The organism is Roseibium porphyridii (assembly GCF_026191725.2).
GTDB classification, from domain to species: Bacteria; Pseudomonadota; Alphaproteobacteria; order Rhizobiales; family Stappiaceae; genus Roseibium; species Roseibium porphyridii.
This window is the reverse complement of the sequence record NZ_CP120863.1, coordinates 2287115-2313303: the sequence shown is the minus strand read 5'-3', so window position 1 is coordinate 2313303 and position 26189 is coordinate 2287115. Positions and strand designations below refer to the sequence as shown.

Annotated in this window: 23 protein-coding genes; 16 read left to right on the top strand and 7 right to left on the bottom strand. The window is 55.6% G+C overall.

The genetic code is table 11. From position 1 onward, the window contains the following. Positions 1-31: 31 nt before the first annotated feature. Together K1718_RS10805 and K1718_RS10800 are read right to left on the bottom strand one after the other, a co-directional pair. A complete protein-coding gene (locus K1718_RS10805; RefSeq protein WP_265684401.1) occupies positions 32-2329 on the bottom strand; it encodes a xanthine dehydrogenase family protein molybdopterin-binding subunit in 2298 nt (765 codons plus the stop codon). A 283-nt stretch (positions 2330-2612) separates the two neighbouring features. After that, a complete protein-coding gene (locus tag K1718_RS10800; protein WP_265684400.1) occupies positions 2613-3203 on the bottom strand; it encodes a VOC family protein in 591 nt (196 codons plus the stop codon). Between the two features lie 188 nt (positions 3204-3391). Here K1718_RS10800 and K1718_RS10795 point away from each other — a divergent pair, with 188 nt between their 5' ends. Further along, entirely contained in the window at positions 3392-4393 is a 1002-nt protein-coding gene (locus K1718_RS10795) for a DMT family transporter (protein ID WP_209006894.1), read from the top strand. Between the two features lie 37 nt (positions 4394-4430). On the opposite strand, the gene K1718_RS10790 is transcribed toward K1718_RS10795, so the two are convergent. Both K1718_RS10790 and K1718_RS10785 read right to left on the bottom strand, forming a co-directional pair. Beyond that, positions 4431-6101, bottom strand: coding sequence for a long-chain-fatty-acid--CoA ligase (locus K1718_RS10790; RefSeq protein WP_265684399.1), 1671 nt, complete (start codon positions 6099-6101; stop codon positions 4431-4433). A gap of 304 nt (positions 6102-6405) precedes the next feature. Then, positions 6406-7563 carry an AAA family ATPase gene (locus K1718_RS10785; protein WP_265684686.1) on the bottom strand — a complete coding sequence of 386 codons (1158 nt, stop codon included), beginning with the start codon at positions 7561-7563 and terminating at the stop codon, positions 6406-6408. Positions 7564-7645: 82 nt separating this feature from the next. Here K1718_RS10785 and K1718_RS10780 point away from each other — a divergent pair, with 82 nt between their 5' ends. After that, complete coding sequence (locus K1718_RS10780; protein WP_152500924.1) at positions 7646-8188, top strand: hypothetical protein; 543 nt, start codon at positions 7646-7648, stop codon at positions 8186-8188. Between the two features lie 13 nt (positions 8189-8201). Here K1718_RS10780 and ade read toward each other — a convergent pair whose 3' ends face one another. Beyond that, positions 8202-9920 (bottom strand): adenine deaminase, encoded by a 1719-nt coding sequence (gene ade / locus K1718_RS10775; RefSeq protein WP_265684398.1) that lies wholly within the window; start codon positions 9918-9920, stop codon positions 8202-8204. A gap of 352 nt (positions 9921-10272) precedes the next feature. On the opposite strand from ade, the gene K1718_RS10770 reads away from it, so the two are divergent. The 8 genes from K1718_RS10770 (at position 10273) to eda (ending at position 19939) form a co-directional block, all read left to right on the top strand. Next, on the top strand, positions 10273-11592 hold the full coding sequence (locus tag K1718_RS10770) for an ROK family transcriptional regulator (protein WP_265684397.1): 1320 nt from the start codon (positions 10273-10275) through the stop codon (positions 11590-11592). Between the two features lie 23 nt (positions 11593-11615). Next, positions 11616-12632 carry a sugar ABC transporter substrate-binding protein gene (locus tag K1718_RS10765; RefSeq protein ID WP_152500921.1) on the top strand — a complete coding sequence of 339 codons (1017 nt, stop codon included), beginning with the start codon at positions 11616-11618 and terminating at the stop codon, positions 12630-12632. A 75-nt stretch (positions 12633-12707) separates the two neighbouring features. Beyond that, a complete protein-coding gene (locus tag K1718_RS10760; RefSeq protein WP_152500920.1) occupies positions 12708-13793 on the top strand; it encodes an ABC transporter permease in 1086 nt (361 codons plus the stop codon). Then, the gene (locus K1718_RS10755; protein WP_152500919.1) at positions 13793-14566 is read left to right on the top strand and encodes an ATP-binding cassette domain-containing protein; all 774 of its coding nucleotides are present in this window, start codon (positions 13793-13795) and stop codon (positions 14564-14566) included. Before K1718_RS10760 ends, K1718_RS10755 begins: the two co-directional genes overlap by 1 nt. Before the next feature lie 83 nt (positions 14567-14649). After that, positions 14650-15597, top strand: coding sequence for a carbohydrate kinase family protein (locus tag K1718_RS10750; protein ID WP_265684396.1), 948 nt, complete (start codon positions 14650-14652; stop codon positions 15595-15597). A gap of 99 nt (positions 15598-15696) precedes the next feature. Beyond that, positions 15697-17172: a glucose-6-phosphate dehydrogenase gene (gene zwf, locus K1718_RS10745; RefSeq protein ID WP_265684395.1), complete on the top strand. Its 1476-nt coding sequence runs from the start codon at positions 15697-15699 to the stop codon at positions 17170-17172. 139 nt (positions 17173-17311) lie between these two features. Next, positions 17312-19132 carry a phosphogluconate dehydratase gene (edd, locus tag K1718_RS10740; RefSeq protein ID WP_265684394.1) on the top strand — a complete coding sequence of 607 codons (1821 nt, stop codon included), beginning with the start codon at positions 17312-17314 and terminating at the stop codon, positions 19130-19132. A gap of 168 nt (positions 19133-19300) precedes the next feature. Next, complete coding sequence (gene eda, locus K1718_RS10735; RefSeq protein ID WP_265684393.1) at positions 19301-19939, top strand: bifunctional 4-hydroxy-2-oxoglutarate aldolase/2-dehydro-3-deoxy-phosphogluconate aldolase; 639 nt, start codon at positions 19301-19303, stop codon at positions 19937-19939. Positions 19940-19977: 38 nt separating this feature from the next. On the opposite strand, the gene K1718_RS10730 is transcribed toward eda, so the two are convergent. After that, positions 19978-20604 carry a PilZ domain-containing protein gene (locus K1718_RS10730; RefSeq protein WP_265684392.1) on the bottom strand — a complete coding sequence of 209 codons (627 nt, stop codon included), beginning with the start codon at positions 20602-20604 and terminating at the stop codon, positions 19978-19980. A 317-nt stretch (positions 20605-20921) separates the two neighbouring features. Here K1718_RS10730 and pgi point away from each other — a divergent pair, with 317 nt between their 5' ends. The 5 genes from pgi (at position 20922) to K1718_RS10705 (ending at position 25098) form a co-directional block, all read left to right on the top strand. Then, positions 20922-22544: a glucose-6-phosphate isomerase gene (gene pgi, locus K1718_RS10725; RefSeq protein WP_265684391.1), complete on the top strand. Its 1623-nt coding sequence runs from the start codon at positions 20922-20924 to the stop codon at positions 22542-22544. A gap of 257 nt (positions 22545-22801) precedes the next feature. After that, positions 22802-23071, top strand: a complete 270-nt coding sequence (locus K1718_RS10720; protein ID WP_152500913.1) for a glycine zipper domain-containing protein — start codon at positions 22802-22804, stop codon at positions 23069-23071. 51 nt (positions 23072-23122) lie between these two features. Beyond that, entirely contained in the window at positions 23123-23392 is a 270-nt protein-coding gene (locus K1718_RS10715) for a bacteriocin (RefSeq protein ID WP_152504225.1), read from the top strand. Positions 23393-23490: 98 nt separating this feature from the next. Beyond that, a complete protein-coding gene (locus K1718_RS10710; protein WP_152500912.1) occupies positions 23491-23763 on the top strand; it encodes a hypothetical protein in 273 nt (90 codons plus the stop codon). A gap of 603 nt (positions 23764-24366) precedes the next feature. Then, on the top strand, positions 24367-25098 hold the full coding sequence (locus K1718_RS10705; protein WP_152500911.1) for a DNA alkylation repair protein: 732 nt from the start codon (positions 24367-24369) through the stop codon (positions 25096-25098). Between the two features lie 217 nt (positions 25099-25315). Here K1718_RS10705 and K1718_RS10700 read toward each other — a convergent pair whose 3' ends face one another. Further along, complete coding sequence (locus K1718_RS10700; protein ID WP_152500910.1) at positions 25316-25852, bottom strand: hypothetical protein; 537 nt, start codon at positions 25850-25852, stop codon at positions 25316-25318. An 83-nt stretch (positions 25853-25935) separates the two neighbouring features. Here K1718_RS10700 and K1718_RS10695 point away from each other — a divergent pair, with 83 nt between their 5' ends. After that, on the top strand, positions 25936-26148 hold the full coding sequence (locus K1718_RS10695; protein WP_265684390.1) for a hypothetical protein: 213 nt from the start codon (positions 25936-25938) through the stop codon (positions 26146-26148). Positions 26149-26189 lie beyond the last annotated feature (41 nt).

The following is a 26189-nucleotide window of genomic DNA, read 5'->3' as shown; positions in this document are numbered from 1 at the left end:
GGATGCCTCTTCTGATGAACAACAATCAACTTTACCGGGCCGCCTGGATTGCGTCCCAGACCCGCAACGGCGTCGCGGGCATATCGAAAACCTTTTCAACGCCTGCTCCGTCTTTCAACGCTACCTGAATGGCATTCATGACCGCAGCCAGGCCACCGATTGTTCCGGCCTCGCCCGCACCCTTGATACCCATGGCATTCGTAGTGGATGGAACGTTGCGCGTTTCAAAGTGAATCTCCGGCAGGTCCGCCGCCCGGATCAATTGATAGTCCAGCAGAGACGCGGTCAACAATTGTCCTTCTTCGTCATAAACCGTGTGTTCGCACAAGGCTTGGCTGATGGCCGAGACCACACCGCCATGCACCTGACCCGTTAGCAGCAATGGGTTCACGGTCACACCGAAATCGTCCACGATGACGTAGTTTGCAACAGTGATGTCGCCGGTTTCCGGATCGATCTCAAGCTCACAGATATGCGTGCCATTCGGATAAGTGTTTTCTGACTGCGCAACTTCTTCGCGAGCGGACAACGTCTCACCGGCACTTGCTACGATCTCGGCAAGAGTAACCTGCTGGTCCGTCCCGACGACGCGTACCACACCGCTTTCAAGTTCAAGATCTTCAATGCCAGCCTCAAGTTTGTCTGCAGCCAGCTCCTTGACCTTTTTGACCAACGAGATACTGGCGTCGCGCACAGATGGCAATCCAATCGGAATGGATCGGGAACCACCGGTTCCACCACCCTTGCGGACACGGTCTGTATCGCCCTGAACCAGGGTGACATCCTCGATGCTGACGCCGAACTGTTCGGCAACAACCTGGCTGTACGCCGTATCGTGGCCCTGACCGTTGGTTTGCGTTCCGATGAGGAGTGTCAGGCTTCCCTTGTCATCAAGCTCAAGAGTGGCTTCTTCGCTGCCGGCAAAGGCACATGCCTCGACGTAGGAACAGATCCCGATACCACGGTATTTGCCTGATTGAGCGCTCTCTGCCTGACGAGCTTTGAAGCCCGCCCAGTCCGCCACTTCAAGTGCTTTGTCGAGGTGGCCGGCGAAGTCTCCGGTGTCATAAAGGCGCCCTGTCTGGGTCGTGTAAGGCAGTTGATCCGACCGAATGAAATTGAGCTTGCGGAATTCGATCGGGCCGAGACCTGTTTCTTCGCCGGCCTTGTCGATCAGACGCTCAAGCACATAGGCTGCTTCCGGACGCCCCGCTCCGCGATAGGCATCGGTCGGAACCGTATGCATATAGACACCATCGATTTTCGCAAAGACCGCAGGAATGTCATAAAGCCCGGATGCCATCGAGGCACCTAGATAGGGGATGAACGGACCGAACTGATTAAGGTAAGCGCCCATGGCAGCTTTCACATGCACATTGAGGCCCAGGATACGGTTGTTCTCATCGAGTGCGAGCTCGGCATGGGTCAGATTGTCCCTGCCGTGTGCGTCCGTCACAAAATGTTCCATTCTCTCACCTGCCCAGCGCACCGGACGCTCCAGTGACCTGGCAGCAATCATCGCCAGCGGGTATTCGCGATAACAGAAGGCCTTGGTCCCGAAACCGCCGCCGACTTCCGGAGTGATTACCTGGATCTCGCTTGCCTCAAGTTCGAGCGTGCTGCAGAGAATATCGCGCACACCATGACCGCCTTGCGTCCCGAGCGTCAGCTTGAAACGTTTATCCGACGTGTTGAATTCGGCGACACAGCCGCGCAGTTCCATGTAGTTGACGACAATCCGGTTGTTGACAACTTCAATCGACACTGTCTTGTCAGCTTTGGAAAAAGCTTCTTCTGTCTTGGCCTGGTCACCATGTCCAAGTGTGAAAGAGACATTGGTTCCCAGCTCCGGCCAGACCTTCGCCGCATCCGGCTTCAAAGCGTTTTCAATGCCGATGACCACATCGAGCGGTTCATAGTCGATTTCGAGCATCTCTGCAGCGTTTTTGGCAAGGTTCAAATCGTCGGCGACGACGAACGCAATAGCATCCCCGACGAAACGAACCGTGTCTTCACACAAAAGCGGTTGAGGTGGCGCTTCGTAGTGGGTTCCATCCAGCTGCTTGATACGAGCGGCCGTCGACAAAGACTTTCCCGCAACGTCCGCGCCGGTGAGAACCATATGCACACCGTCCATCTCGCGGATGTCATCAGCGTTCTCGATCTTGATTTTGGCGTGAGCCATCGCTGAACGAACGACAACGCCATGAAGACAGCCGTCCGGCATATAGTCGCCGGTATAGATCCCCTTGCCTGTGATCAGCGGTTCGTCTTCTTTCCGACGCAATGGAGCGCCGACACCGAATTTCGGAGTGACCATCTGGTTCATGAATTTGGACCTGTATTTTTGGGAAGAACTTCCCTGAGAATTTGCCGCGCAGCGAAGGTGGCTCTGTCCTAGAACATAGTGCCCATAAGCGGTGGATGCCAGAGGGACAGTCAGCCCGCGAGCCTTGTGTCCTTTGAATTGTGCTGCTTATTCGGTTGAATCGAACATGCTCTGAGCAACCCTTTTGGACCACTCGACTTCCGTCAGTGTGCACCAAGCTTTTGGTTTGCGTCAACAAAGCCAACGAAACTACAGTCCTCACACGTCACACAAAAAAGCAGGATCATGGGCGTTCGTAAGGATTATTTGCGCTCCGGTCTTCAGAAAGGCTCCTGCGTGTTTCGTGCGTAAGGTTTTCGATTGCGTCGGCAAGATGAACTTCCTGGATATTGTAATCTCCCCGTGCGACACGAAGCTTGTGAGCCTCGAGCATAACCTCACCCATTGACACTCCTGCAGGTGGTCGAAACCGATAGCTGGCCAATTCGATCAACAACCCGAGCGGATCGCGAAAATAGATTGAATCCATGAAGCCGCGGTCTTTCGGACCGCTATGAGAAATTCCTAGCGCGTCCAACCTGCCAGCAATCTGCCGAAAGGTTGCCTGGGACACGTCAAGCGCCAGATGATGCACGCAGCCGATCGTCTGCGGTGCAGCTTCTGCATCAGGCTTTCGGTCTTCGTTGGTGAAAATGGTGATCAAGCGCCCATCACCCGGATCGAAATAGAGATGGCTCTGATTGGGGTCGTCGAGATTGGGTTGCTCAAAGACAAATGGCATCCCAAGCAATCCCTCCCAGAAGTCGATGGAGGTTTGTCTATCCGCTCCGACAAGCGTGATGTGGTGCACGCCCTGCGTCTGAATCTTGCGCAAAATATCCTCCCCTATCCATTCCGCGATGTCCCAAGATATGCTTTACCGAACCGCAAATTCAAACCTGCGCCTTTTCTTCTGCCAAAATCTGGCTAGTCTTGTTGCAAACGAAACCAATTGCCCATCCTCTTGGAGCACCCTGCTCCCTTCCTATTGCCCTTTGAGGCAGATGCGGCTCAGGACCAGGTATGAACAAGTCCCCAGAAGACCCAGCGCCCGATGAGGGTGAAGGGCAATCGCGCTCCGGCACGATGACCAGACTGACAGCCAGACTGACCAAACTCACCGAGGGGCTGCCTTCGAACACAATCGGGGCACTTTGGATATTGTTGGCGGCTTTTTTGTTCTCCATCATGGTGACACTGATCAAATTTGTTGGTCAGGAACTCAGCGTCTTTCAGATCCTTCTGGTTCGTCAGCTTGTCATGTTGGCAATTGTCGCCCCGACGATCCTGACTGGGTTGCCGAATTCATTGGCGACGCAGCGGCCTTGGCTGCAAATCACCCGTATCGCTTTTGCCTCAACCGCAATGCTTTGCGGCTTCACCGCAATTATCGAGCTGCCCCTGGCCGACGCGACGGCGATCAGTTTCTCCAAAACGTTTTTCGTCACGATCTTCGCGATCTGGCTGCTGGGTGAAACGGTCGGACTGCATCGCTGGGGGGCAACCATTATCGGATTTCTGGGCGTTCTGCTGATGCTGCGCCCGGGAGGCGACACGCTTGTCGATCCTTACGCCGCGCTCGCAATAGCCGGCGCGGCCGGTGCCGGCATGGTGATGATCGTCGTTCGCATCCTTACCCGCACCGATGCACCGGTGACGATCCTGACTTACCAGGCGTTGGGTGTTGGAGTGATCATGAGCATACCGGCAGTGCTGACTTGGCAACCGCCGACGGCGAAGCAATGGCTTCTACTCGTCATGATCGGAGGCATCTCCTGGGCAGCCCAATTGGCCAACATCAAGGCGTTCAAGGCTGGCGAAGCAACCGCCATTGCTTCGTTGGACTACACAAGGCTGCTTTATGCCACCATTTTCGGAGCAGTTGTCTTCAGCCAATGGCCAAGCACCGAAACACTGGTTGGCGCAGGCATCATCATCGCTGCATCCATTTATACCGTCCACCGGGAGGCCCGGAGAGGCAAGAAACTCGCCCGCGCCTCGGACGGGCGCGGATATTCAAATTGAAAGCACCACTTGAACGGCAGAGCACAGTGCATTGACGTCAGGCGCTTTTTGCCTGCGCTTCAGATCGTTTCTGAGCCTCTTCCTCAACCAGTTCCTTCTTTGACAATTTGCCAACCATGGTTTTCGGCAATTCATCCCGGAACTCGAAATCCCTGGGCATTTCGATGGAAGAAAGGTGATCCTTGAGGAAGGTTTTGACGTCCTCCCCGGTCATTGAGAACCCATCCTTCAGTTTGATGAACGCTTTGGGAGACTGACCGCGATACTCATCGGGAATGGCAATCACAATGGTTTCGTCAACCGCTTCGTGCTGGTAGATCGCTTCTTCGATGACACGGGGATAGACATTGTAACCGGAACACAGGATCAGGTCCTTGATCCGGTCAACAAGATAAATGAAGCCATCCTCATCCTGATATCCGACGTCACCGGTATGCAGATACCCTTCAGGCGTAATGGCCTCGTCGGTGGCATCCTGACGCTTCCAGTACCCCTTCATCACCTGTGGTCCATGAAGGAGCAATTCGCCTTTTTCGCCTTCAGCAACCTCGCTGTGGCGATCTTCAATGCTGACAAATCTGGACGACGTACCGGGAACCAGGCGCCCGATGGAGCCCGCGCGCCTGTTCTCGTCCAGCGGATTGACAGCAGCAACAGGTGAGCTTTCCGTCAGACCATACCCTTCCACAAGGATGCAACCGGTCAGCTTTTCAAAGCTTTCCTTAACCTCGACCGGAAGCGGGGCGCCGCCGGAAAGGCACAGATTGATGCTGGAAAGGTCATAGTTTTCGGTGAGGGGCGAATTGTTGATCGCCGTATAGATCGTTGGAACACCCGGGAAAAGCGTCACTTTCTTGCGCTTGATCGCATCCAGCAAAGATTTCAGCTCAAATCTCGGCTGGAGCACCATTTCAGCACCAAGAATGATCGACAGGTTTTGGGCAACCGTCATGGCGAAGACGTGGAAGAACGGAAGAACGCAAAGCATCTTCTCTTCACCTGCCCGTGCCTTTTCAAAGACACATCGCATCTGTTCGATATTCGCAGACAGGTTCTTGTGCGTCAGCATCGCTCCCTTCGGAACGCCTGTGGTGCCTCCGGTATACTGAAGGACAGCGATGGACTCAGCCGGATCGATATCGACAGGTTTCGGCTTTTGTCCCTTTGCAAGCAGATCGTTGAAGCGGATATGAGCCGCATCATTTGGGATGTCTGCCAGTTCCTTGCGCTTGAAAAGGCTGAACAGCACCTTCTTTACGGTTGGCAGGCAGAAGGACATCGGACAAACGATAATCTTGTCGAGGATCTTTTCCTTCCGGACTTCCTCCACCTTGTCGTAGATGATTTTCAGATCCATCGTCACCATGATGCGCACATCTGCATCGCGGGCCTGGAAGGCGATTTCACGCTCCACATAGAGCGGATTGAAGTTGGCGACCGTTGCGCCGACCTTCATGATCGCAAAATAAAAAATCGTATAGAATGGCGTATTTGGAAGACACAATCCGACATGCACACCCGGCCCGACGCCCATGGCCTGAAGACCCGCGGCTGTTTCGTCCACCAACTCGCCAAGCTCCGCATAGGTCCAGACTTTGCCCATGAAATCGGCGGCCGGTCGCGACCCGAACTCGGCGACAGTGCTTTCAAGATATTCGTGTACCGGACGGGGCGTAAATGCCTCGTTCCACTCCTCCGCAGTCGTCATAACGTTCTCCAACGCATTTTTGTCGCGCTGCTGCATATGCGGGCCGTTTCCCGAAACCTTCGCGAAAGCAGGGCTCTCCTGAAGATCTCTTTTCCCATTTGGCTCCGTCAGTCAGCTTAGCGCCGCCTCTAAAGGGCTCTCCTGACATGACGCAACCTTCCGTTCACGTCAACTCGCGACGTAACGACACCTTTTCATTTTTTTCGCAGGCACGAGGCATAAGTCTTAGGTAATGCGCCCCGGAAAAATGGCAATAGTAAAAGAAATTCAAAAACTTAATTCGCAATCACCAGGCCAAGGGCCATTATCTCTTTGGCCAATTCCATTTGGGTGTTTCAACCCCGTCCACAACCGTCTCACCCAGTTCCTTGCGCAATTCATAGCGAAGACACCCTCGTTGTGATGCAAGAGCTTCAACAAGTTCAGCAGCGTGCGACACCACGATGACCTGGGTCTTTTCAGCCGCTTTGGCGACCAGCCTGCCAAGCGGTTCCAGGAGCGCCGGATGGAGACTTGTCTCCGGCTCGTTCAGCACAATGAGCGGTGCCGGTCGCGGCGACAGGAGTGCCGCGGTTAACAACAGGTAGCGCAGCGTGCCATCCGACAATTCGCTCGATTTCAGCGGTCGCAACAGTCCTTTTTGCTGCATAAGCAGCTCAAAGTACCCGTCATTGACGGCAACTTCGACGGAAGCTCCAGGAAACGCATCGTCTATCGCATCGGCCAGTTCACGTTCATCGCCAATTTCCTGGACAGTCTGCAGGGCTGCGGCGAGATCAGATCCATCCGCACTGAGCACCGGTGTTCTGGTCCCGATCCTAGGAAACCTCGCCGGTGCTTCGCGGTCGGTGCGCAAATGATCGTAGAACCGCCAGGCCCGCATACGCTCGCGCATCACCAGCAACTCAAGTCCATCCTTGGGATCGGCTGCATGGGTCATCATGCTGTCGAACCTGGCAAGGTTCTGAAAAACCGGGATCCTTTGTCCCTGGGCATTCAAAACGCGTGCTGTCGGTCCGTTGCGCCCGGCAATTTCATTGGAACGGGATAACGCCTCACCGGCCCACAAGGCTTCTGCCTTGATTTCCGGATCCATAGAAAAGAGCGACCTGCCCGCATCGGCAGGCAATCCAAGGTCAATTGCATAGCCGTAGTCTTCATCGGCAAATCCGAGTTTCAGACTGACCACATTCTTGCGAACGGTCCCCTGAACAGGCGCTTCTCCCCGTTTCATCGCACGCGAAAATGCTTCCGGGCCTGCCCAAAGGGTCGAGTTCAAGCCACCCTCGGCAGCAAGCGATGCGATTGCCTGACCCTGGGCAACTTCGGCCAACAGCCGGATCGAACGATACAAGCTGGACTTACCGCTGCCGTTCGCGCCGGTGACCAGCGTGATCTGATCCAACGGCAGAACGATGTCCCGCAGGGAGCGATATCCGGAAACCGCGAGCGTAAGAATCATTGGCACCAAGACCCTGCCATGTGAATGTCTACCACCATAAAGTGCATTTCCGATGTGAAGACAAAATCAGAAACCTGAATCTATGTTCAATCCAAAAGAAGCTGCCGAAGACAGATATGCCCAGCATTTGGCCATCCTTTTCATTGCAGCTGCTGTCGTCCTGATTTCAATGCTCGTTCATTTCAATACCGGATTGAAATATTGGCTGCTGGGCAGCTTTGGGGAAACCGTTCCTGGCACCATCCTGAGTATCTCCGAAAATACCGGAAAATCCGAAGATTCGACGCCTCAATTGGAAAATAGTGCTGAAAATACAGAGGCGCACACCGGACCGTGGAACAGTGCAACCGTCGTCGTTGAAATTGAACTCGTAGACGCAACGACTCAGATCTTGAGCTTTACAATGAAGCCTCAGGACATTCATCGCGAGCACACTGGCGACCTGTTGGTAACCTACCTGCCAATCAACCCTAAGATTGCTTATACCTCCCGCAATATGGACAGAATTGCGATAGACGGAAAAGCTCTCCTTTGGTCACTACTTGCAGGCTTGATCATCACCTTGCTTGCAGCCCGTTCCTGGCAAAAATGGGCGCGCCTTAGAAAAGGACTTCGTGGCTATTGACTGGTTCGCGTCATTACCCCTGATCAACCAACTCGAATTTGTTCACATCGAACATCCCGAAATCGGTGATCTTTAGGTGAGGAATCACGGGTAGCGGCAGGAACGCAACTTGAAGAAACGGCTCTTCAAGTGTGCAACCGAGGTCTCTGGCCGCCGCGCGCAAATGTTCCAGGTCTTCGCGAACGGTTTCAAATGGCTCCAGGCTCATCAATCCCGCGAGCGGGAGGGCAAGTTCCGCTTTCACGCCCTGGCTATCTGCAACAGCAAATCCGCCCTTCATGGCGATCACCCTGTTGACCGCATGTGCCATCGCCTGTTCGTCAGCGCCTACGACACAGATGTTATGACTGTCGTGTCCGACAGACGAAGCAATCGCGCCCTGTTTCATCCCGAACCCGTTGACGAAGCCGAGACCGATATTGCCGGTTCCCTTGTGGCGCTCGACAACGGCGACCTTGAGCACGTCCTGGTTCAGGTCAGCAAGTGTCTTACCACCGGTCACAGGCAGTGTCCGTTTCAGGTGCTCCGTGATGATCTTTCCGGGCACCACGCCAATGACGTCAGCTTCGCTGTTACGGGCGGGGATGTCGAATTTCGCTGCCTCGACCGATGAAACCTTGACACTGTCCAGACCGACCGGCGGCACGATGGTCCGCCTCTCGAAAGTGTCTTTGCCGATAACAACACCACCGCTGATGACCTGCGCCACCCGGCAGTCTTCAAAGTCGCTCAAGAGTGCAATGTCGGCCCGCTTTCCAGGTGCAATTGCCCCCCGGTCCCTGAGGCCAAAGGCATTGGCGGCTGACCAGCTGGCTGCCCGGTATACATCCACCGGCCGGATACCTTTCGCGATCAATCTCCGGATCATGCTATCCAGATGACCCTCTTCGGCGATATCCAATGGGTTTCGATCATCGGTACAAAGCGCGACAAAGGCGGAAACGTCTGAACTCAGGATGGGAGCAAGCGCTTCCAGATCCTTGGAAACTGAGCCTTCCCGGATCAGTATCGTCATACCCTTGGCCAACTTCTCAAGTGCTTCTTCAGCTGTTGTTGCCTCATGATCCGTTCGAATGCCGGCTGCCAGATATCCATTCAGAGCGTTGCCGACGACCAAAGGCGCATGGCCATCTATATGTCCATCCTGAAACGCCGCAAGTTTTGCCAGCACGTTGGGGTCTCTGCCCAGCACGCCCGGAAAGTTCATGAATTCAGCCAGGCCGATGACGCTCGGATGGTCTTTAAACGGCAGCAGGTCTTCGATTTCCAGCTTTGCACCCGCAGTTTCGAACGCGGTTGCCGGGACACAGGAAGACAGGTTGACCTTGAGATCCATAACGGTCTGCAGGGAACTGTCCAGGAAGTACCGAATGCCCTCAATACCCAGCACATTCGCAATCTCATGCGGATCACAGATGGCCGTCGTGACACCGTGCGGCAACACGCACCGGTCGAATTCAAATGGCGTGACCAATGAACTTTCGACATGAAGATGAGTGTCGATGAATCCGGGCACCGCGGTCAGCCCCTGCCCATCCACCGCCGCCTTGCCGGAGTAGCTCCCGTGCGTGCCGACAATACGGTCGCCGACAATCGCGATATCGGACTTCACGCTGCTGCCATCGATGACACTGAAAAGAGTGCAGTCCTTCACGACCAGATCAGCTGGCTCGTCTCCAGCGCCTGCTGCAATTGCACGCGCAAGGAAGGCTTCATCGTGGGCTACCGGCATGGGTCTGTACTCCGATTCTTATTGTTTTCCGACAATACGCAACTTGCAGGACGCGACAATGACTTCGTTTCTGCCCGCTTCAGAAATCGGCAGAGTCCGCATTAAAATCAGGAAATAACTTAACCGGAGAGAGGGAGCAGCCAGAAAGTACCCTTAAGGCAACTGACTCAACCTTTCCTTTAGGTGAACATTCTTCATGCGTGACAGTCAGTTACCGCATCACAACACAAAACCCATGCGTTGCAGCAGCGAATTCCAATTGACAGGACGGTTGATCAGGCAAATAATTTCATCAAAATAAATTATTATGAACCACCCGCAGAAGGTGGCCTCTGGAGGAGCAAGGAAGGTGGTGGACACTCGCAAAAGTGGCCGTGGTTCCAATTCCGCACAATTGCGCAGATACAACGAACGTATCGTGTTGCAGATCCTGCGTCGTGCCGGAGAAGCTTCGAAAGCCGAGCTTGCCAGAGCCGTTCAGCTCACCAACGCCGCCATAGGCGCCATCATCCAGAACCTCATCGAAGAAGGCTTGATCATCGAAGCCGGCAAACGCCATGACGGCAGCCGAGGACAGCCGGCCACCATCTTGCGGCTAGCTTCCGGCGGAGCGTATTCCTTCGGTGTCAGGCTGGACCGAACGAACATGGAAACCGTTTTGATGGATTTCGCCGGCGAAATCATCGATCGCCGGGTTCACGACAGGATCCTGCCAGCCCCTGAGGTCGCCGTCCAGATCTTGACCGAAGACCTGAAAAACCTGAAAGCGCAACTGAGTGAAGAAGAGCAAGCTCGCATCACGGGAATTGGCTTGGCGCAGCCTTTCAACCTTGGTGCCTGGCTCCATGAGCTTGGACTTCCGGAAGCCGACTTCAAGAAATGGGACGCATTCGATCTGGCCGAAGCACTTGAAGAAGTCTCCAATATGCCCGTTTTCAGCGAAAACGATGGCACTGCTGCTGCGGTTGCGGAACTCTTTTACGGTGTCGGCCGTCAGAACGACGATTTTCTCTACATGTTCTTGGGTCCGGCAATCGGTGGAGGGCTGATCCTGAAAGGCGACGTTGTCCGCGGAGTGTCAGGCAATGCCGGGGACGTTGCCATGATGCCGGTTCCACCGAGCACACTCGATACGGCACCAAAATCGCGGACAGAATGGGACCTCTTGCTGACCCGGGCGTCGCTTGTCGCTTTTGCTCGCCACATGTCTCCAAGTGACTTTGCCAGCCTGAACAGATCGGATCTGCAGGCAGCAGTGGCCGACAATGACATCAAGTTCCAGGAATGGATGGCAGATTGCGCCTCCGCACTCGCACTGGCTCTGCGTTCAGCCTATGCCCTTGTCGATGCGCCACTGGTGGTAATCGACGGTGATCTGGGTGGAGCGTTCCCCGAAATGTTCCAGGAGGCACTGCAAAAGGCCGTCGAAGACGCAGCCCCGGAAAAACGGCAGTCGCCGCAGATTTTGATCGGCAGTTTCAGGCATGACGCAGGTGCTATCGGCGCCGCCAGTCTGCCGCAATTCTTCAATTTCTCGCCAAGGGCAACGATCCTGACAGGCGGGAAAGACACCGGACCCGCTGGAAGTGGCAGCACGGAAGATAGAGCCAGTTTTCCGGCAAGGGCAGCACGGTTGGGGTCACATCTGGCCACACCCAATCGTCCGACATGAAATAGGCCAGGGAGGAAAACCAAATGATCCGCAAACTACTTGCTACAGGTTCCGTTCTCGCCGCCATGGCTGCCACACCGGCAGTCGCAGCAGACATTTCCGCTTGCCTGATCACGAAGACGGACACAAACCCGTTTTTCGTGAAGATGAAGGAAGGTGCGACTGCCAAGGCGGAGGAACTTGGCATTGAACTCAAATCCTTTGCCGGCAAGGTCGACGGCGACCATGAGACCCAGGTTGCCGCCATAGAAACCTGCATTGCAGATGGCGCAAAAGGCATTCTTTTGACTGCATCAGACACGTCTTCCATCGTGCCTGCTGTCCAGCAGGCTCGTGACAACGGTCTTTTGGTGATTGCCCTCGACACGCCCCTGTCTCCGATTGATGCAGCTGACGCGACATTCGCGACCGACAATTTCCTTGCTGGTGAGCTGATCGGAAAATGGGCCGCAGCCGCTTTGGGCGACGATGCAGCCAATGCCAAGATCGGCATGCTGGATCTTGCCATCAGCCAGCCGACCGTGGGCGTGCTGCGCGATCAGGGTTTCCTGCAGGGCTTTGGCATCGATCTTGGCGATCCGAACAAATGGGGAGACGAGACCGACCCGCGCATTGTTGGCAATGATGTGACCGCGGGCAACGAGGAAGGCGGCCGCAAGGCCATGGAAAACCTTCTGGCGAAGGACCCCATGATCAACGTCGTTTACACAATCAACGAGCCCGCAGCCGCTGGTGCCTATGAAGCGCTGAAGTCTATCGGGCGCGAAAATGACGTCTTGATCGTTTCCGTCGATGGCGGATGCCCGGGCGTTCAGAACGTCAAGGACGGCGTGATCGGCGCGACATCCCAACAATACCCGCTGCTGATGGCATCGCTTGGCATTGAGGCGATCAAGACCTGGGCCGACAGCGGAGCGAAGCCTGAGCCGACCCCTGGCAAGGACTTCTTTGATACCGGCGTTGCCCTTGTCACAGACAAACCGGCAGACGGTGTTGAATCAATCGACACGACCAAGGGTACCGAGCTCTGCTGGGGTTAAGGTCTCAAGACACGACTACGGAAGGGGCATGGGCAGCCTTGCCCCTTCTTTTTTGTGACAGAGGAACAAACGGGCATGACCTCAGACACTGAGACTGACGACAAGAAAGCGGACAATTTCGAAGCCGCCGCCGCGTCCAGTCCGCAAGCCGTCGCTTCATTCGACGATCAACATCGCGGATTTGGACACAAGATCCAGCACACGCTTCATCAGACCCCCGCGCTGGTTCCGCTTATTGTGCTGGTGCTTTCCATCATCGTGTTTGGGCTCCTGCTGGGCTCGAAATTCTTCTCGCCATTCGCCCTGACACTGATCTTGCAGCAAGTTCAGATCGTCGGCATCGTGGCTGCGGCGCAGAGCATCGTGATCCTGACCGCCGGCATAGATCTTTCCGTCGGCGCAATCATGGTGTTGTCGTCGGTTGTCATGGGGCAATTCACTTTCCGCTACGGACTGCCTGTAGAAGTCGCCGTTGTTTGCGGTCTCATCTGCGGTACGCTTTGCGGTTACATCAACGGCTTTCTGGTCGCCGTCGTGAAACTGCCGCCTTTCATCGTGACGCTCGGCATGTGGCAGATCGTTCTTGCCACCAACTTCCTCTATTCCGCGAACGAGACCATTCGGTCACAGGAAATTGCAAAGGCCGCACCCCTGCTTCAGATCTTTGGAAGCAAGGTGAATATCGGCGGGGCAATCTTCACATATGGCGTTATCTTCATGGTGCTGCTCGTTGTCGTACTCGCTTACGTTTTGCGACAAACCGCATGGGGACGGCATGTCTATGCGGTCGGAGATGACCCCGAAGCCGCGCAGCTTTCTGGCGTGCAGGTCAAGAAGGTCCTGATTTCGGTCTACATGCTTTCCGGACTTATCTGCGCCTTTGCGGGCTGGGCCATGATCGGCCGGATCGGCTCTGTCTCACCGACCACAGGTCAGCTTGCCAACATCGAATCCATCACGGCTGTCGTCATTGGCGGCATCTCCCTTTTTGGCGGACGCGGTTCAATCGTCGGCACGCTATTTGGGGCTCTTATCGTCGGGGTCTTTACCCTGGGGCTGCGCCTGTTGGGCGCGGACGCACAATGGACTTACCTGCTCATTGGCCTGCTCATTATTGCAGCGGTCGCGGTTGATCAGTGGATCAGAAAGGTGTCGGTCTGATGGAACCCGTTCTTCAAGCACGCAATCTGGTCAAACGCTATGGCCGTGTGGTGGCCATGGACCATGCCGATTTCGAACTCTACCCTGGCGAAATCCTGGCCGTCATCGGTGACAACGGCGCTGGCAAGTCCACCTTGATCAAAGCTCTCAGTGGGGCGGTGTTTCCCGATGAAGGCGACGTTCTGCTGGACGGCAAAACCGTTCAGTTCAACTCACCGATAGACGCCCGAGAGGCTGGTATTGAGACCGTCTATCAGACGCTCGCCATGTCGCCTGCTCTGTCGATTACCGACAATATGTTCATGGGACGCGAACTCAGGAAACCCGGATTTCGCGGCAAGTGGCTCCGTCAGCTCGACCGGGCCCGTATGGAAGAAATTGCCCGGGACAAGTTGAACGAGCTGGGTCTCTTGACGATCCAGAACATCAATCAGGCTGTGGAGACCTTGTCCGGTGGACAGCGCCAGGGTGTTGCGGTTGCCCGTGCAGCTGCTTTCGGCTCGAAAGTGGTGATTATGGATGAACCGACAGCGGCCCTCGGCGTCAAGGAAAGCCGGCGTGTTCTGGACCTGATCAAGGACGTGAAGGCGCGCGGTCTGCCTATTGTCCTGATCAGCCACAACATGCCGCACGTTTTCGAGGTTGCCGACCGGATCCACATTCACCGGCTCGGACGACGCGCCTGTGTGATCAAACCGTCTGATTTTTCCATGTCGGATGCCGTTGCCATCATGACCGGCGCGATGGATCCACCTGAAAACCTGGCCGCCTGAACGGCCTCTTGAAGCTTCAACTGGGCCCTCTCGGCAACGCCGGGCCGGTCCGGTTGGAAAACAATGAATGATATGGACAGCGAATGTTTCTGATTTGTGGCGAAGCCCTCTTTGACCTCTTCGGCGAGGCATCCAACGACGACAGCATCGGTTTCGACGCCCGCATTGGCGGATCCCCTTTCAATGTGGCCATGGGCCTGGCGCGCCTAGGTGAGGAATCCGCCTTCTTCGGCGGGATTTCAAAGGATGCACTTGGGGAAAGACTGGTTCAAAAGTTCCGGACCGAGGGTGTTTCGGATCGTTACATCCTCAGAACGGACTACCTGACAACATTGAGTCTGGTCCAAAAGGACGAACATGGTTCTCCGGCATATACGTTCTACGGCTCCAATGCCGCGGATCGCATGGTCACGAAAGCCGACCTGCCTGCCTTCGACACGCCACCGCTTTTCCTGCACATCGGCTCCTACACCGCGCTCGTTGAACCAATAGCAGGTGCGCTAAAAGCATTGATCGAACGCGAGCGAGACCGGACGCTTGTCTCCTTCGACCCGAATATCCGCCCAACCGTCGTCGCCGACATGGCGCTCTGGCGAAAAAACACAGAAGCGCTCATGCCGTTGACGGATGTTGTTAAAGTCAGTGACGAGGATCTTGCGCTGATCACACCAGACACCAGCATTGAGGACATAGCTCGCAGTTGGTTACGATCTGGCGCTGCGCTCGTCATTGTCACGAAAGGCGGAGAAGGTGCTTCGGTCTTTGCACCCGGCATCGAACTTACCGTGCCCGGCATCAAGGTTGCTGTGGAAGACACGGTCGGCGCCGGAGACACTTTCCAGGCAGCGCTTCTGGCAGGTTTGAAGGAACTCGGCGCGACAAACCGTTCCGCTCTTGCCGCACTGGATGAAGGCCAGCTAAAAAGACTTGTCGAGTTTGCGGTCCAGGCAGCGGCCGTTACCTGCGCGCGGCGCGGTGCGAACCTGCCGAGAAAGGCCGAACTGGAAAAAGAATGGGCAGCGCTCAAATGAGGGGCTGACAAGTTAATTAAATCGATTTAAAAGACACCCGAAATCGGCCGGAGAACCCGTTACCTGTTAATCGGTCGACCGTTTAGAAGGGATTTGTCCATGGCGGTACGCGTCATTGAAGTTGAAGATTTCGATCTGGTCGTGTTTGGCGCATCCGGTGATCTCGCACACCGCAAATTGTTGCCGGCTCTTTATCATCGCGATGCTGACGGCCAGATGCCGGAAAAAGCGCGCATCATCTGCAGTGCTCGCCGCGACTACACACACGACGACTTCCGTGACTATGCCGAAAAAGCACTCAAGGAACACGTCAAAGACCTGGACGACGCACATCTCAAGCAGTTCCTGGCGCGTCTCTATTATGTGAAGATCGACATTGCGACCGCCAAGGGCTTTGAAGATCTCAAGACCATTCTCGAAGAACGCCCTGAAGTGATCCGAGCCTTTTATCTCGCGGTCGGCCCCGATCTCTTCGGCACAATTTCAGAGAACCTCGGGCGGATTGGCGTCGTCAACAGCAACTCACGCGTGGTCATGGAAAAGCCCATCGGCAAGGACGGCACTTCGGCAAAAGCGCTCAACGACACTGTCGGCGCTGTCTTCGCCGAAGACCAGATCTTCCGGATCGATCACTATCTCGGCAAGGAAACAGTTCAAAACCTGATGGCGCTGCGCTTTGCCAACGCCCTGTTCGAACCGCTATGGAACGCCGCTCATATCGACCACGTCCAGATCACGGTTGCAGAGTCCCTAGGAACCGGCGGACGTGCCGGCTACTACGATACGGCCGGCGCATTGCGGGATATGGTCCAGAACCACATCCTTCAATTGCTCTGTCTGGTGGCGATGGAGCCGCCTGAATCCATGAACGCGGACAGCGTGCGTGACGAGAAACTGAAGGTTCTGAAAGCGCTTTCCCCAATCGACGCGCAAAGTGCCGATAGACTGACAGTCCGCGGACAGTACCGCGCAGGCGCCTCCGCAGGAGGTGCAGTTCCCGGATATCTGGAAGAACTCGGAAACAACGAAAGCCGCACGGAAACCTTTGTGGCGCTGAAGGCGGAAATCGCCAACTGGCGGTGGGCCGGCGTTCCCTTCTATTTGCGCACCGGCAAGAGGCTGGCTCAGCGCGTGTCTGAAATTGTCGTGCAGTTTCAGCCGATCCCGCATTCCATCTTTGACGTGGAAGCTGGAACCATCACGGCCAACCGGCTGATCATTCGTCTGCAGCCGGATGAAGGCGTGCAGATGCAGGTGATGATCAAGGACCCTGGCCCGGGTGGAATGCGCCTGCGTCAGGTCCCGCTCGACATGAGCTTTGCCGAAGCCTTCAAGGTGCGCAATCCAGACGCCTATGAACGTTTGATCATGGATGTGATCCGGGGCAACCAGACGCTCTTCATGCGCCGCGACGAAGTCGACGCCGCTTGGGCCTGGATCGACCCGATCCTGGCGGCCTGGGCGGCCTCCAAGGAAGCTCCTAAGGGCTATACGGCCGGGACTTGGGGCCCATCAGCCTCCATCGCGCTGGTGGAACGCGACGGCCGCACATGGTCGGAAGACGACAGCGAATAATACGGACATGCGCAGGCCAACTGCCTGCCGAGACGCCTTGTGAGATACCGCGAATTGTGAGGATTGCCAGAGACAATCCTCCTCAATCGCTGGAAAGAGAACAGCCAGGCCGCAAGTCGGCTAGCAAAGGATCAAAGCAATGACCATCCAAGACCGCATCGGCGCCGTCACCGAACGGATCGTCAAACGCAGCCATGACAGCCGTTCAAGATACCTGGAGCGGATCGGCAAGGCAGCCGACCAGGGCCCACAACGTTCCCGCCTCTCCTGTGGCAACCTCGCACATGGTTTCGCCGCGTGCGGTCTGAGCGACAAGAACGCTCTGTCCGGCGACGTAGTGCCAAATCTCGGGATCATCACGTCCTACAACGACATGCTTTCGGCGCACCAGCCTTATGAGACCTATCCTGCACTGATACGCGACGCTGCACGGGAAGCTGGCGCTGTCGCACAGGTCGCAGGTGGTGTTCCTGCCATGTGCGACGGTGTCACCCAGGGTCAGGAAGGCATGGAATTGTCGCTCTTCTCGCGCGACGTAATTGCCATGGGCGCTGCGGTTGGCCTGTCGCACCAGATGTTCGACGCGGCGGTTTTTCTGGGGATCTGCGACAAGATCGTCCCCGGCCTGGCAATCGCGGCCTTGTCGTTCGGCCACCTGCCAACCGTCTTCATTCCGGCAGGACCCATGACAACGGGTATATCCAATGATGATAAGGCCAAAGTCAGACAGCTTTACGCTGAAGGCAAGGTTGGCCGGGATGCGCTTTTGGAAAGCGAGTCCAAAGCCTATCACTCACCGGGAACCTGCACCTTTTACGGCACGGCCAATTCGAACCAGATGCTGATGGAAATCATGGGTCTGCATATGCCAGGGGCTTCCTTCGTCAATCCGGGCACGCCGCTGCGGGACGCGCTGACAAAGGAAGCGGCAAAACGCGCACTCGCCATCTCGGCGCTTGGCAACGAGTTCACACCGGTTGGGGAAGTCATCGACGAAAAGGCAATCGTCAATGGCGTTATTGGCTTGCACGCAACTGGCGGCTCCACAAACCACACCATGCATCTGGTTGCTATCGCAGCGACAGCGGGCATCCGCCTGACATGGGACGACATTTCGGACCTCTCCGATGTGGTTCCGCTGCTGGCGCGCGTTTATCCGAACGGCAAGGCAGATGTGAACCATTTTCAGGCAGCTGGTGGCCTCGCCTTCCTGATCCGCGAATTGCTTGGCGATGGCTATCTGCATCAGGATGTGAAGACCGTCTATGGCACGGACCTTTCCGGCTACACTGTTGAGGCCAAGCTCGACGCGGAAGGCAATCTGCAACGCGAAGCAGCGCCCGAAACATCCGGTGATGAAACCGTTCTGGCACCGGTTTCCAAAGCCTTCCAGCCAACGGGCGGGCTGAAGATGCTCACCGGGAATATGGGCAAGGCTGTCATCAAGATTTCCGCAGTTGCCAAGGAACGGCACATCATTGAAGCCCCTGCCCGTGTCTTTCACGACCAGAACGATTTCCTGACTGCCTTCAACAACAAGGAGCTGACCGGCGATGTCGCGGCAGTTGTCCGGTTTCAGGGACCCAAGGCAATCGGCATGCCGGAGCTTCACAAGTTGACCCCCTGCCTCGGCATTCTGCAGGACAGAGGTCACAAGGTGGCGCTGATTACCGATGGTCGTATGTCAGGCGCGTCTGGCAAGGTACCGGCCGCAATCCACGTGACACCTGAAGCTGCCGCCGGAGGCCCCATAGCGAAAGTTCGTGACGGCGATATGATCTGCATCAATGCGATCAGCGGCGAATTGACTGTTCTGGTGGATGAGGCGGAATTCAATGCGCGCCCACTCGCAACAGCCGATCTGAGCGAACACCAGGACGGTGTCGGCCGCGACCTCTTCTCGGTCTTTCGCAATGCCGTCGGCACAGCCGATACCGGCGCCCATGTCTTTGGCGCTTGAGGGAAAATCGATACAAAAGCCGGTTTGGACAAAATGACTCGCCGGCCGGACCGCAGCGAAAAACAAGGACACACATTTGGTTCCTCAGAACCGATGCAAAAACGCCCAAAGGTGTGGCCCAGTTCGCTGTGTTCGACAAAGAGACCAGATAGAGACTTTGGAGGCGATATGGCCCAGGACATTGAAAAAATCGAACGTGTAATGTGCGCTGCTCCGGTGATCCCGGTGCTGGTCGTTGAAGATCCGAAAAAGGCCGTACCAATGGCCAAGGCCCTCGTCCGAGGCGGCCTGCCAGCCATCGAGATCACTCTCCGCACGCCCCATGCTCTGGAAGCTATCGACGCCGTAAACGAACACGTGGAAGGCGCGATTGTCGGAGCCGGAACTGTTCTGAACGACAGGCAATATGATGCTGCCGTTTCGGCCGGCGCACGTTTTATCGTGTCACCGGGCGCTACCGATGCACTGCTGGATGCAGCTGATCAGCACAGCGTGCCTCTCCTGCCGGGTGCAGCCACTGCATCCGAAGTGATGATGCTACTGGAGCGCGGCTATGAGCGCCTTAAGTTCTTTCCCGCCGAACAGGCAGGCGGCGCTTCTTATCTGAAATCGCTGTCTTCGCCGCTCGCAGCAGCCAAGTTCTGCCCGACGGGAGGCGTCAGTCTCGACAAGGCACCGGACTATTTGAAACTGCCGAACGTTCTGTGCGTAGGTGGATCCTGGATTGCTGACGCCAAGGCAATCGCCTCGGAAGACTGGTCGGGCATTGAGGAACGCGCGCGTGCCGCCGCTGGTCTGAACGACTAGAAATCCGATGAATAGTCTGGGCTTCGCTTATGGGAAGCTCAGAATTCGGTTGCCGTTTGCATGGGATCGTCTTCCGAAGACATGTCGGCATCATCGGATGCGCCACCTGCTGTGCTGTCGTCTTGTTCAAGCGTTCTGTTCCACAACAAGCGCATTCCGGCAGAGGACTCGTTTCGCCATGCAAATTCGGCAACCACCGGTCTGTCGAACTTATTCATCGTCAGCAGGACTTCCTCAGGCAGTGCCGTCAGGCCTTTGGCCTTGACACGGCACCCGTTCTTGCCGGCATCGACAATGGTTCCCTCGATCTCGGTGATGCCGTCCAGGTCAGCGATCTTGACCGGGATCTTGACGTCGTTGCGCTTTTCACGGCGCTTGTCGGCACCCAGTTTCTCCTGCTTGGCGAAAACGACAGCAGCATCGTTACCCTTGACGGACGTCACGTGCGCCTTGAGCAGCTTGCCAGCATCCTTGGCCCGAATGCCGATGTTCTTGTAGAGTTCCTGAACATCGACAGACGTCAGGCGGCACCCCCATTCGTTGACGTTTGAGACGACGGCATTCACCACTGCAAGATTGTCGAAGTCAACAACGAGCACTTCCTCCTCGGCATCCGGCTGATCCTTGAGGTGAAACAGAGTATTCTCGCTGCTTTCCGTCGTCATGCCACAAACCTTGCTCTGGCCCGTTGCCAAACATTGAGAAGCGGGTCTCGCCCGGCAAGATCGGGCAGAGAATCACGTCCCCTTCAGGTTGCAATGGTAGTCACACCTGAGAAAATTTGTAATTGACACAACACGCAATTTACTTGTCACAAGCGCGCGAGGCAGGCGTGGTAGCACCGGATGGGAAATCTCGAGACTGTCGTCAGTTGCATATTTTCCATTTTGATCTCCCCCTTCCGAACAGCCTGTGCTAATGGAAGCGCGGAAACCAAAATACGGTTAAATTCAGGTGATTAAACCGATTTAAGGAGACGTTCATGGCACTCGAAGCCCAATTCGTTTCACTCAGCCAACATGCCGAGAAACTGAAAGACACCACGCTTCGGGATCTGTTCGCGAACGACCCCGCACGCTTCACCGCGTTTTCAGCGAAAACCGATGATCTTCTTCTGGATTATTCCAAGTCGATCATCGACGCCGATGCTTTGGCTCAGCTTGTCGACCTCGCAAAAGCAGCCGATGTTGAAGGTCGCCGCGCAGCAATGTTCTCCGGTGAAAAAATCAACGGCACGGAAAATCGGGCTGTGCTGCACACGGCCTTGCGCAACAGGTCGGACGATCCAGTGATCGTGGACGGCAAAGACGTGATGCCGGATGTGCGTGCGGTGCTCGACGCCATGGCGGACTTTTCCGAAGCGGTTCGATCGGCAGAACTGACGTCCTCCACGGGCGCGCCCTTTACCGATGTCGTCAATATCGGCATTGGCGGCTCGGACCTCGGACCTGTCATGACCACGCTGGCGCTTGCGCCATATCACGACGGACCTGAACTTCACTATGTGTCCAATGTGGATGGAGCGCACATCGCCGACACGCTGGCAAAACTGGATCCAGCGACAACGCTCGTCATTGTCGCCTCCAAGACTTTCACCACCATTGAAACCATGACCAACGCGCAGACCGCGCGCAAATGGATCTCCGACACACTCGGCGAAGATGCGGTCGGCAGCCACTTCGCAGCGGTTTCAACCGCGCTCGACAAGGTTGCCGCATTCGGCATCGATCAGTCCCGCGTCTTTGGATTCTGGGATTGGGTGGGCGGCCGCTACTCCGTCTGGTCAGCCATCGGTTTGCCCTTGATGATTGCCATTGGTCCCGACGCCTTTTCGGACTTTCTGGAAGGTGCCCATGCCATGGACAAGCATTTCCAGGAAGCCGAACTTGCAAACAACCTGCCTGTTCTGATGGCCCTGATCGGCGTCTGGAACCGGGATGTTCTCGGACACAGCGCACGGGCTGTCCTGCCTTATGACCAACGCCTGTCGAGGCTGCCGGCCTATCTGCAGCAGCTGGATATGGAATCCAACGGCAAGAGCGTCAAACTGGACGGTACACCCGTTACCCGGGAAACAGGTCCTCTTGCCTGGGGCGAGCCTGGAACGAACGGCCAGCATGCGTTCTACCAGCTGCTTCACCAGGGCACGACGGTGATCCCATGTGAGTTTCTGATCGCGGCCAACGGGCATGAAGACGATCTGAAGCACCATCACGACCTGCTTGTTGCCAATTGCCTTGCCCAGTCAGAGGCCTTGATGCTGGGCAGAACGCTGGAAGAGGCAAAGGCTCTGTTGAAGGCCTCCGGCCAGGCCGATGACGAAGTCGAACGCCTGGCACCTCATAAGGTCTTTCCGGGAAACCGTCCGTCAATCACACTGGTTTATGACAGCCTGACCCCCTTTGCACTCGGCCGCCTGATTGCGCTTTATGAGCATCGGGTGTTTGTCGAAGGCGTTATCTGGGACATCAACTCCTTCGATCAGTGGGGCGTTGAGCTCGGCAAGGAACTCGCAACCGCGCTGTTGCCGATGGTCAAGGGCGATGCAAGTGCGGACAGCAAGGATGCCTCCACAAAAGGACTGTTGGCAGCGCTGAAGAGCTGAACGGCTTTCGGGCGGTCAAAAAGCAACACTTTAACGTTTATGGCAGCAGGTGCGCTGGAACGCGTGCCAACGCCATACTTTCGCCCTAACGGCGCTATCTGGTTCACATCGTTGAAGAACTCTGATCAGATATCCCGGTGGCTGCAATTCGCTTGGAAGAATGAACGATTGCCCCGAGCGGCAAAGCAGCTTACCTTCGGTCAGACTTTTAATGAATTGACACGCCGTCACGTGCGGCCGGAAAGGAGACGAATTCCATGAAGAAGCTTGTACTGCTCGCCGCAGTCGGCCTTGCGCTGGCCGGATGCCAGTCTGATAGCCAGCGCGACCGCGCTCTCGTCGGCGGCGGCCTTGGCGCGGCAACAGGTGCCGCCATCGGTGCTGCGGCCACTGGTGATGTCGGCGGCGCGCTTGTAGGTGCAGCCATCGGTGGTGCCGGCGGTGCGATTGTCGGATCTGCCACTACACCGAAAAACTGCGTTGCCTATGACCGTTACGGTAATCCGTACCGCGTGGCTTGCCCGTAAGACGGCCCACGCAGGCAACACTTCGGTGATGTGACCGGTAGGATGGAAATGATGAAAAAACTGCTTCTCATCGCTGCATCGGCAGCCTTTCTGGCAGGTTGCCAGTCAGACAGCCAGAGGGACCGCGCGCTTGTTGGCGGTGGTCTTGGCGCGGCAACTGGCGCGATCATCGGCGCCGCAGCTGGTAACGGTGCAGGCCCTGCGCTTGCCGGAGCTGCAATCGGCGCAGCAGGCGGCGCGATTGTTGGCGCGGCGACGACACCTAAAAACTGTGTCGCTTATGACCGTTACGGCAATCCCTACCGAGTTGTTTGCCCATAACAGCCTATCCGGCCTTGGATAACCCGAGGCTGGTAAGAAACTGTTAACCATAAATCCTCACCCTTGGCGGACTGAATTTCGCCAGGGGGCAAAACCGGATGAAACCCATCCTAACTGCGGCAGCTTTCGCCGTTCTTTTGGCTGGTTGCGCCAACACCGAAAGCCAGCGGGACAGAATGCTAATCGGCGCCGGCCTCGGCGCGGCCACTGGTGCAACGATTGGCGCGGTTGCCGGATCAACTGTCAACGCGACGATCGCAGGTGCAGCCCTTGGCGCTGTAGGCGGCGGCATTGTCGGCGTCGTCACCACCCCACGAAACTGCATTGCCCATGATGAATATGGAACGCCTTACAAAGTGCGGTGTCCGTAGGACTTCAGCGATATCGCGGCTTACAGAATAGCGTACTTGCTTGATGTGGCGGTGTTTCAATCGAAGCCGGCAAAGACAACGCGCGGCAGTGTTTCGCTCACAATACCCTGCCGAACTGTCATTACGTTTCATTCGCAACAAGCAACCGAGCGGTTTGGCCTATTCTGAAAAGGTCTACTTTTCGCCGTCCCTGGGCATTTGCTTTTCCTTGGGCCCTTGCTTTTCATCTTCGGGCAAAACGACTTTCACCCCGGGAGCTTGTTTCTCAAGGTCCCGTTTGATGAGGCGGTACACAAACCGTCTTAGCAGGCTGCGCAACGCAACCTTAAAGCCCCATAATTCCCCCATAGAGTGAAAATAACAACCGAGAATACAACTTTCAATAAGGGGGACTACGAGCGCAATCTGCGTCCAACTCGGGCCCGCTCTTTTGAACACCGCCATCAACCGGACTGTATATGTCCTTACAAATAGCTATTGTCTGCTGGCAGAGTGACTTCCAATGTCACTGCAGTCGGTCACGATGTTGGTGGTTCGGATGATGCGGAAGATTGCTCGCACGTTTCTTAAGTCAAACAGTCATTTCCAGCTGGGAGGCATAGATTGAACACACCAATTGATGATCTATACCAGCGGGTGGTTTTGAAGCTCAGGAAGCTCGGAGAAGCTTCACCATATGGAGCGGACGCGAACGAACCGGATCCACGCTATCTCGGGTATGGGGTCAGAGCACCTGAAATGAAACGCGTGCTCTCAGCGCTGAAAACCGACTTTTCCATTCTCGACGATGACCAGAAGATTTGTCTGGCTAAGCGGCTCATTTTTTCCGGATATGGTGAGCAGAAGACTGTTGCACTGGCACTGTTGGAACGTATTCCCGCCTATTTCTCTCCGGACCGGTTCGACCTATTGGAGGATTTGATCAGAGGTCTTCACGGCTGGAGCAAAATAGACGCGTATACCGGTGCGCTCTTGAGCGAAGTGCTGAAGGTTCATAAAACTGAGCTGCTTGAACTGCTTGTTTCGTGGAACGGCGATGATGACCTTTGGCTCCGGAGAGCAAGCGTCGTCACTTTCACCCGCAAAGTGGCAAAGTCTGGATTGTACAAGGATGTTGCACTCGCGAACTGTAACGCGTTGATAAACGATCCAGAACACCTGGTGCAGACTGGGGTGGGATGGTGTTTGAGAGATCTTATGCGGTGGCACAAGGAAGAAGTGCTAAACTATGTCATCGGCCTGCGAAGGAACGGTATCAGCAGTACAATTACACTTTACGCACTGCGCGACATCAAAGGTGCAGAACGCCAGGCCGTCTTTGATCAATCCGCCTGACGGTCACCTTTGGAAATAGGATCAGACATTCTGAAGTCACCGAGACCTCAAGGGCAGCGAGACTTTTCGAAGCTTTCGACGAACTGCGATTTGCAGCATGAGAAAGCAGTCAGCCAGCTCACAGTCTTTACCACCATTGGCAGAGCCGGGTACCAGACCCCCTGCTCCACTTTCTTGATATCTTTCAAGGTTTCCAGAGCAACGGTGCGCTTGTGAGTCACCGCAAATGCTTGTCGCCCCTCAGTTCGCCGTTCATCGCTTTCCGGTACATTTCCCAGGCAGCGCCCTTGCGTTTGTCAGGCATCAGTCCGTGCAACACGCCATCGATTAGCTCACCAGCGTCAGTCAAATATTTGCTGTAGATGCTGAAGGGTGGACCCATCTTGTCGAATGCCTCTCCTCCTGCTGCCAACACTCTTCCAAATGCATCGGCTGCTGCATCAGGATCATTCTCAATCAACTGAGGAGTGATTTTCTTATAGTTCTCGTGAAATGCCTTGATCGCATTGAAGGCCTTGAATGCTTCATTGATTTTATTGGGCTGCTTCAGCGCCTTGCTTGCCTTGTCGAGCCTGTCTGCTGCTGCGTTCAGCTTGCTCTCTGCGTAAATGTCGCTCGTAGCCCGCGCGAGTGTTCGAAGGTCCTTTGCTGCATTTTCAAACTCGCCTCCGAGTGCATTTGCGTTTGAAATTACACTGCAGATTTCCTTGTTCCAATACTCATCCCAAAAGCCATAACAGGGATCATCAGCCATAAATGCTCTCCAAAAAAAATTTAGTATCCACAAAACGTAGGTCAGCACCGGGCAAATAAAAACCTATGGAAAAACATAGTATTATGCGTTCAACAGGAGCATTGAACGTGATGGAGATGAACAAGGAAAAACCGGTGAAGGAGTTGATGGCGCAATTACCGCTCACGATCATCCGGATTCTGACTGCTCAGGATGCACAGCCCGGACAAACCATGGCAGCTGAACTCGTTAGGAAAGGCAAGCGGCAAATTCCTTGGACGGCGGCAGCTGAAAATCTCAGTAGGACCGGGCAGTGACCATTTTACTTAGAGAACTTGATCATTCACAGCGACTTTTT

What these genes read in the sequence shown, in the direction of transcription:
- K1718_RS10710 (WP_152500912.1), top strand. Translation starts at nt 23,491, where the DNA reads ATGAAACCCATCCTAACTGCGGCAGCTTTCGCCGTTCTTTTGGCTGGT.
- K1718_RS10715 (WP_152504225.1), top strand. Translation starts at nt 23,123, where the DNA reads ATGAAAAAACTGCTTCTCATCGCTGCATCGGCAGCCTTTCTGGCAGGT.
- K1718_RS10790 (WP_265684399.1), bottom strand. Translation starts at nt 6,101, where the DNA reads ATGACGACTGCGGAGGAGTGGAACGAGGCATTTACGCCCCGTCCGGTA.
- zwf (WP_265684395.1), top strand. Translation starts at nt 15,697, where the DNA reads ATGGCGGTACGCGTCATTGAAGTTGAAGATTTCGATCTGGTCGTGTTT.
- edd (WP_265684394.1), top strand. Translation starts at nt 17,312, where the DNA reads ATGACCATCCAAGACCGCATCGGCGCCGTCACCGAACGGATCGTCAAA.
- K1718_RS10720 (WP_152500913.1), top strand. Translation starts at nt 22,802, where the DNA reads ATGAAGAAGCTTGTACTGCTCGCCGCAGTCGGCCTTGCGCTGGCCGGA.
- K1718_RS10695 (WP_265684390.1), top strand. Translation starts at nt 25,936, where the DNA reads ATGCGTTCAACAGGAGCATTGAACGTGATGGAGATGAACAAGGAAAAA.
- K1718_RS10780 (WP_152500924.1), top strand. Translation starts at nt 7,646, where the DNA reads ATGTTCAATCCAAAAGAAGCTGCCGAAGACAGATATGCCCAGCATTTG.
- K1718_RS10760 (WP_152500920.1), top strand. Translation starts at nt 12,708, where the DNA reads ATGACCTCAGACACTGAGACTGACGACAAGAAAGCGGACAATTTCGAA.
- K1718_RS10750 (WP_265684396.1), top strand. Translation starts at nt 14,650, where the DNA reads ATGTTTCTGATTTGTGGCGAAGCCCTCTTTGACCTCTTCGGCGAGGCA.
- K1718_RS10795 (WP_209006894.1), top strand. Translation starts at nt 3,392, where the DNA reads ATGAACAAGTCCCCAGAAGACCCAGCGCCCGATGAGGGTGAAGGGCAA.
- K1718_RS10765 (WP_152500921.1), top strand. Translation starts at nt 11,616, where the DNA reads ATGATCCGCAAACTACTTGCTACAGGTTCCGTTCTCGCCGCCATGGCT.
- pgi (WP_265684391.1), top strand. Translation starts at nt 20,922, where the DNA reads ATGGCACTCGAAGCCCAATTCGTTTCACTCAGCCAACATGCCGAGAAA.
- ade (WP_265684398.1), bottom strand. Translation starts at nt 9,920, where the DNA reads ATGCCGGTAGCCCACGATGAAGCCTTCCTTGCGCGTGCAATTGCAGCA.
- K1718_RS10805 (WP_265684401.1), bottom strand. Translation starts at nt 2,329, where the DNA reads ATGAACCAGATGGTCACTCCGAAATTCGGTGTCGGCGCTCCATTGCGT.
- K1718_RS10755 (WP_152500919.1), top strand. Translation starts at nt 13,793, where the DNA reads ATGGAACCCGTTCTTCAAGCACGCAATCTGGTCAAACGCTATGGCCGT.
- eda (WP_265684393.1), top strand. Translation starts at nt 19,301, where the DNA reads ATGGCCCAGGACATTGAAAAAATCGAACGTGTAATGTGCGCTGCTCCG.
- K1718_RS10785 (WP_265684686.1), bottom strand. Translation starts at nt 7,563, where the DNA reads ATGATTCTTACGCTCGCGGTTTCCGGATATCGCTCCCTGCGGGACATC.
- K1718_RS10730 (WP_265684392.1), bottom strand. Translation starts at nt 20,604, where the DNA reads ATGACGACGGAAAGCAGCGAGAATACTCTGTTTCACCTCAAGGATCAG.
- K1718_RS10700 (WP_152500910.1), bottom strand. Translation starts at nt 25,852, where the DNA reads ATGGCTGATGATCCCTGTTATGGCTTTTGGGATGAGTATTGGAACAAG.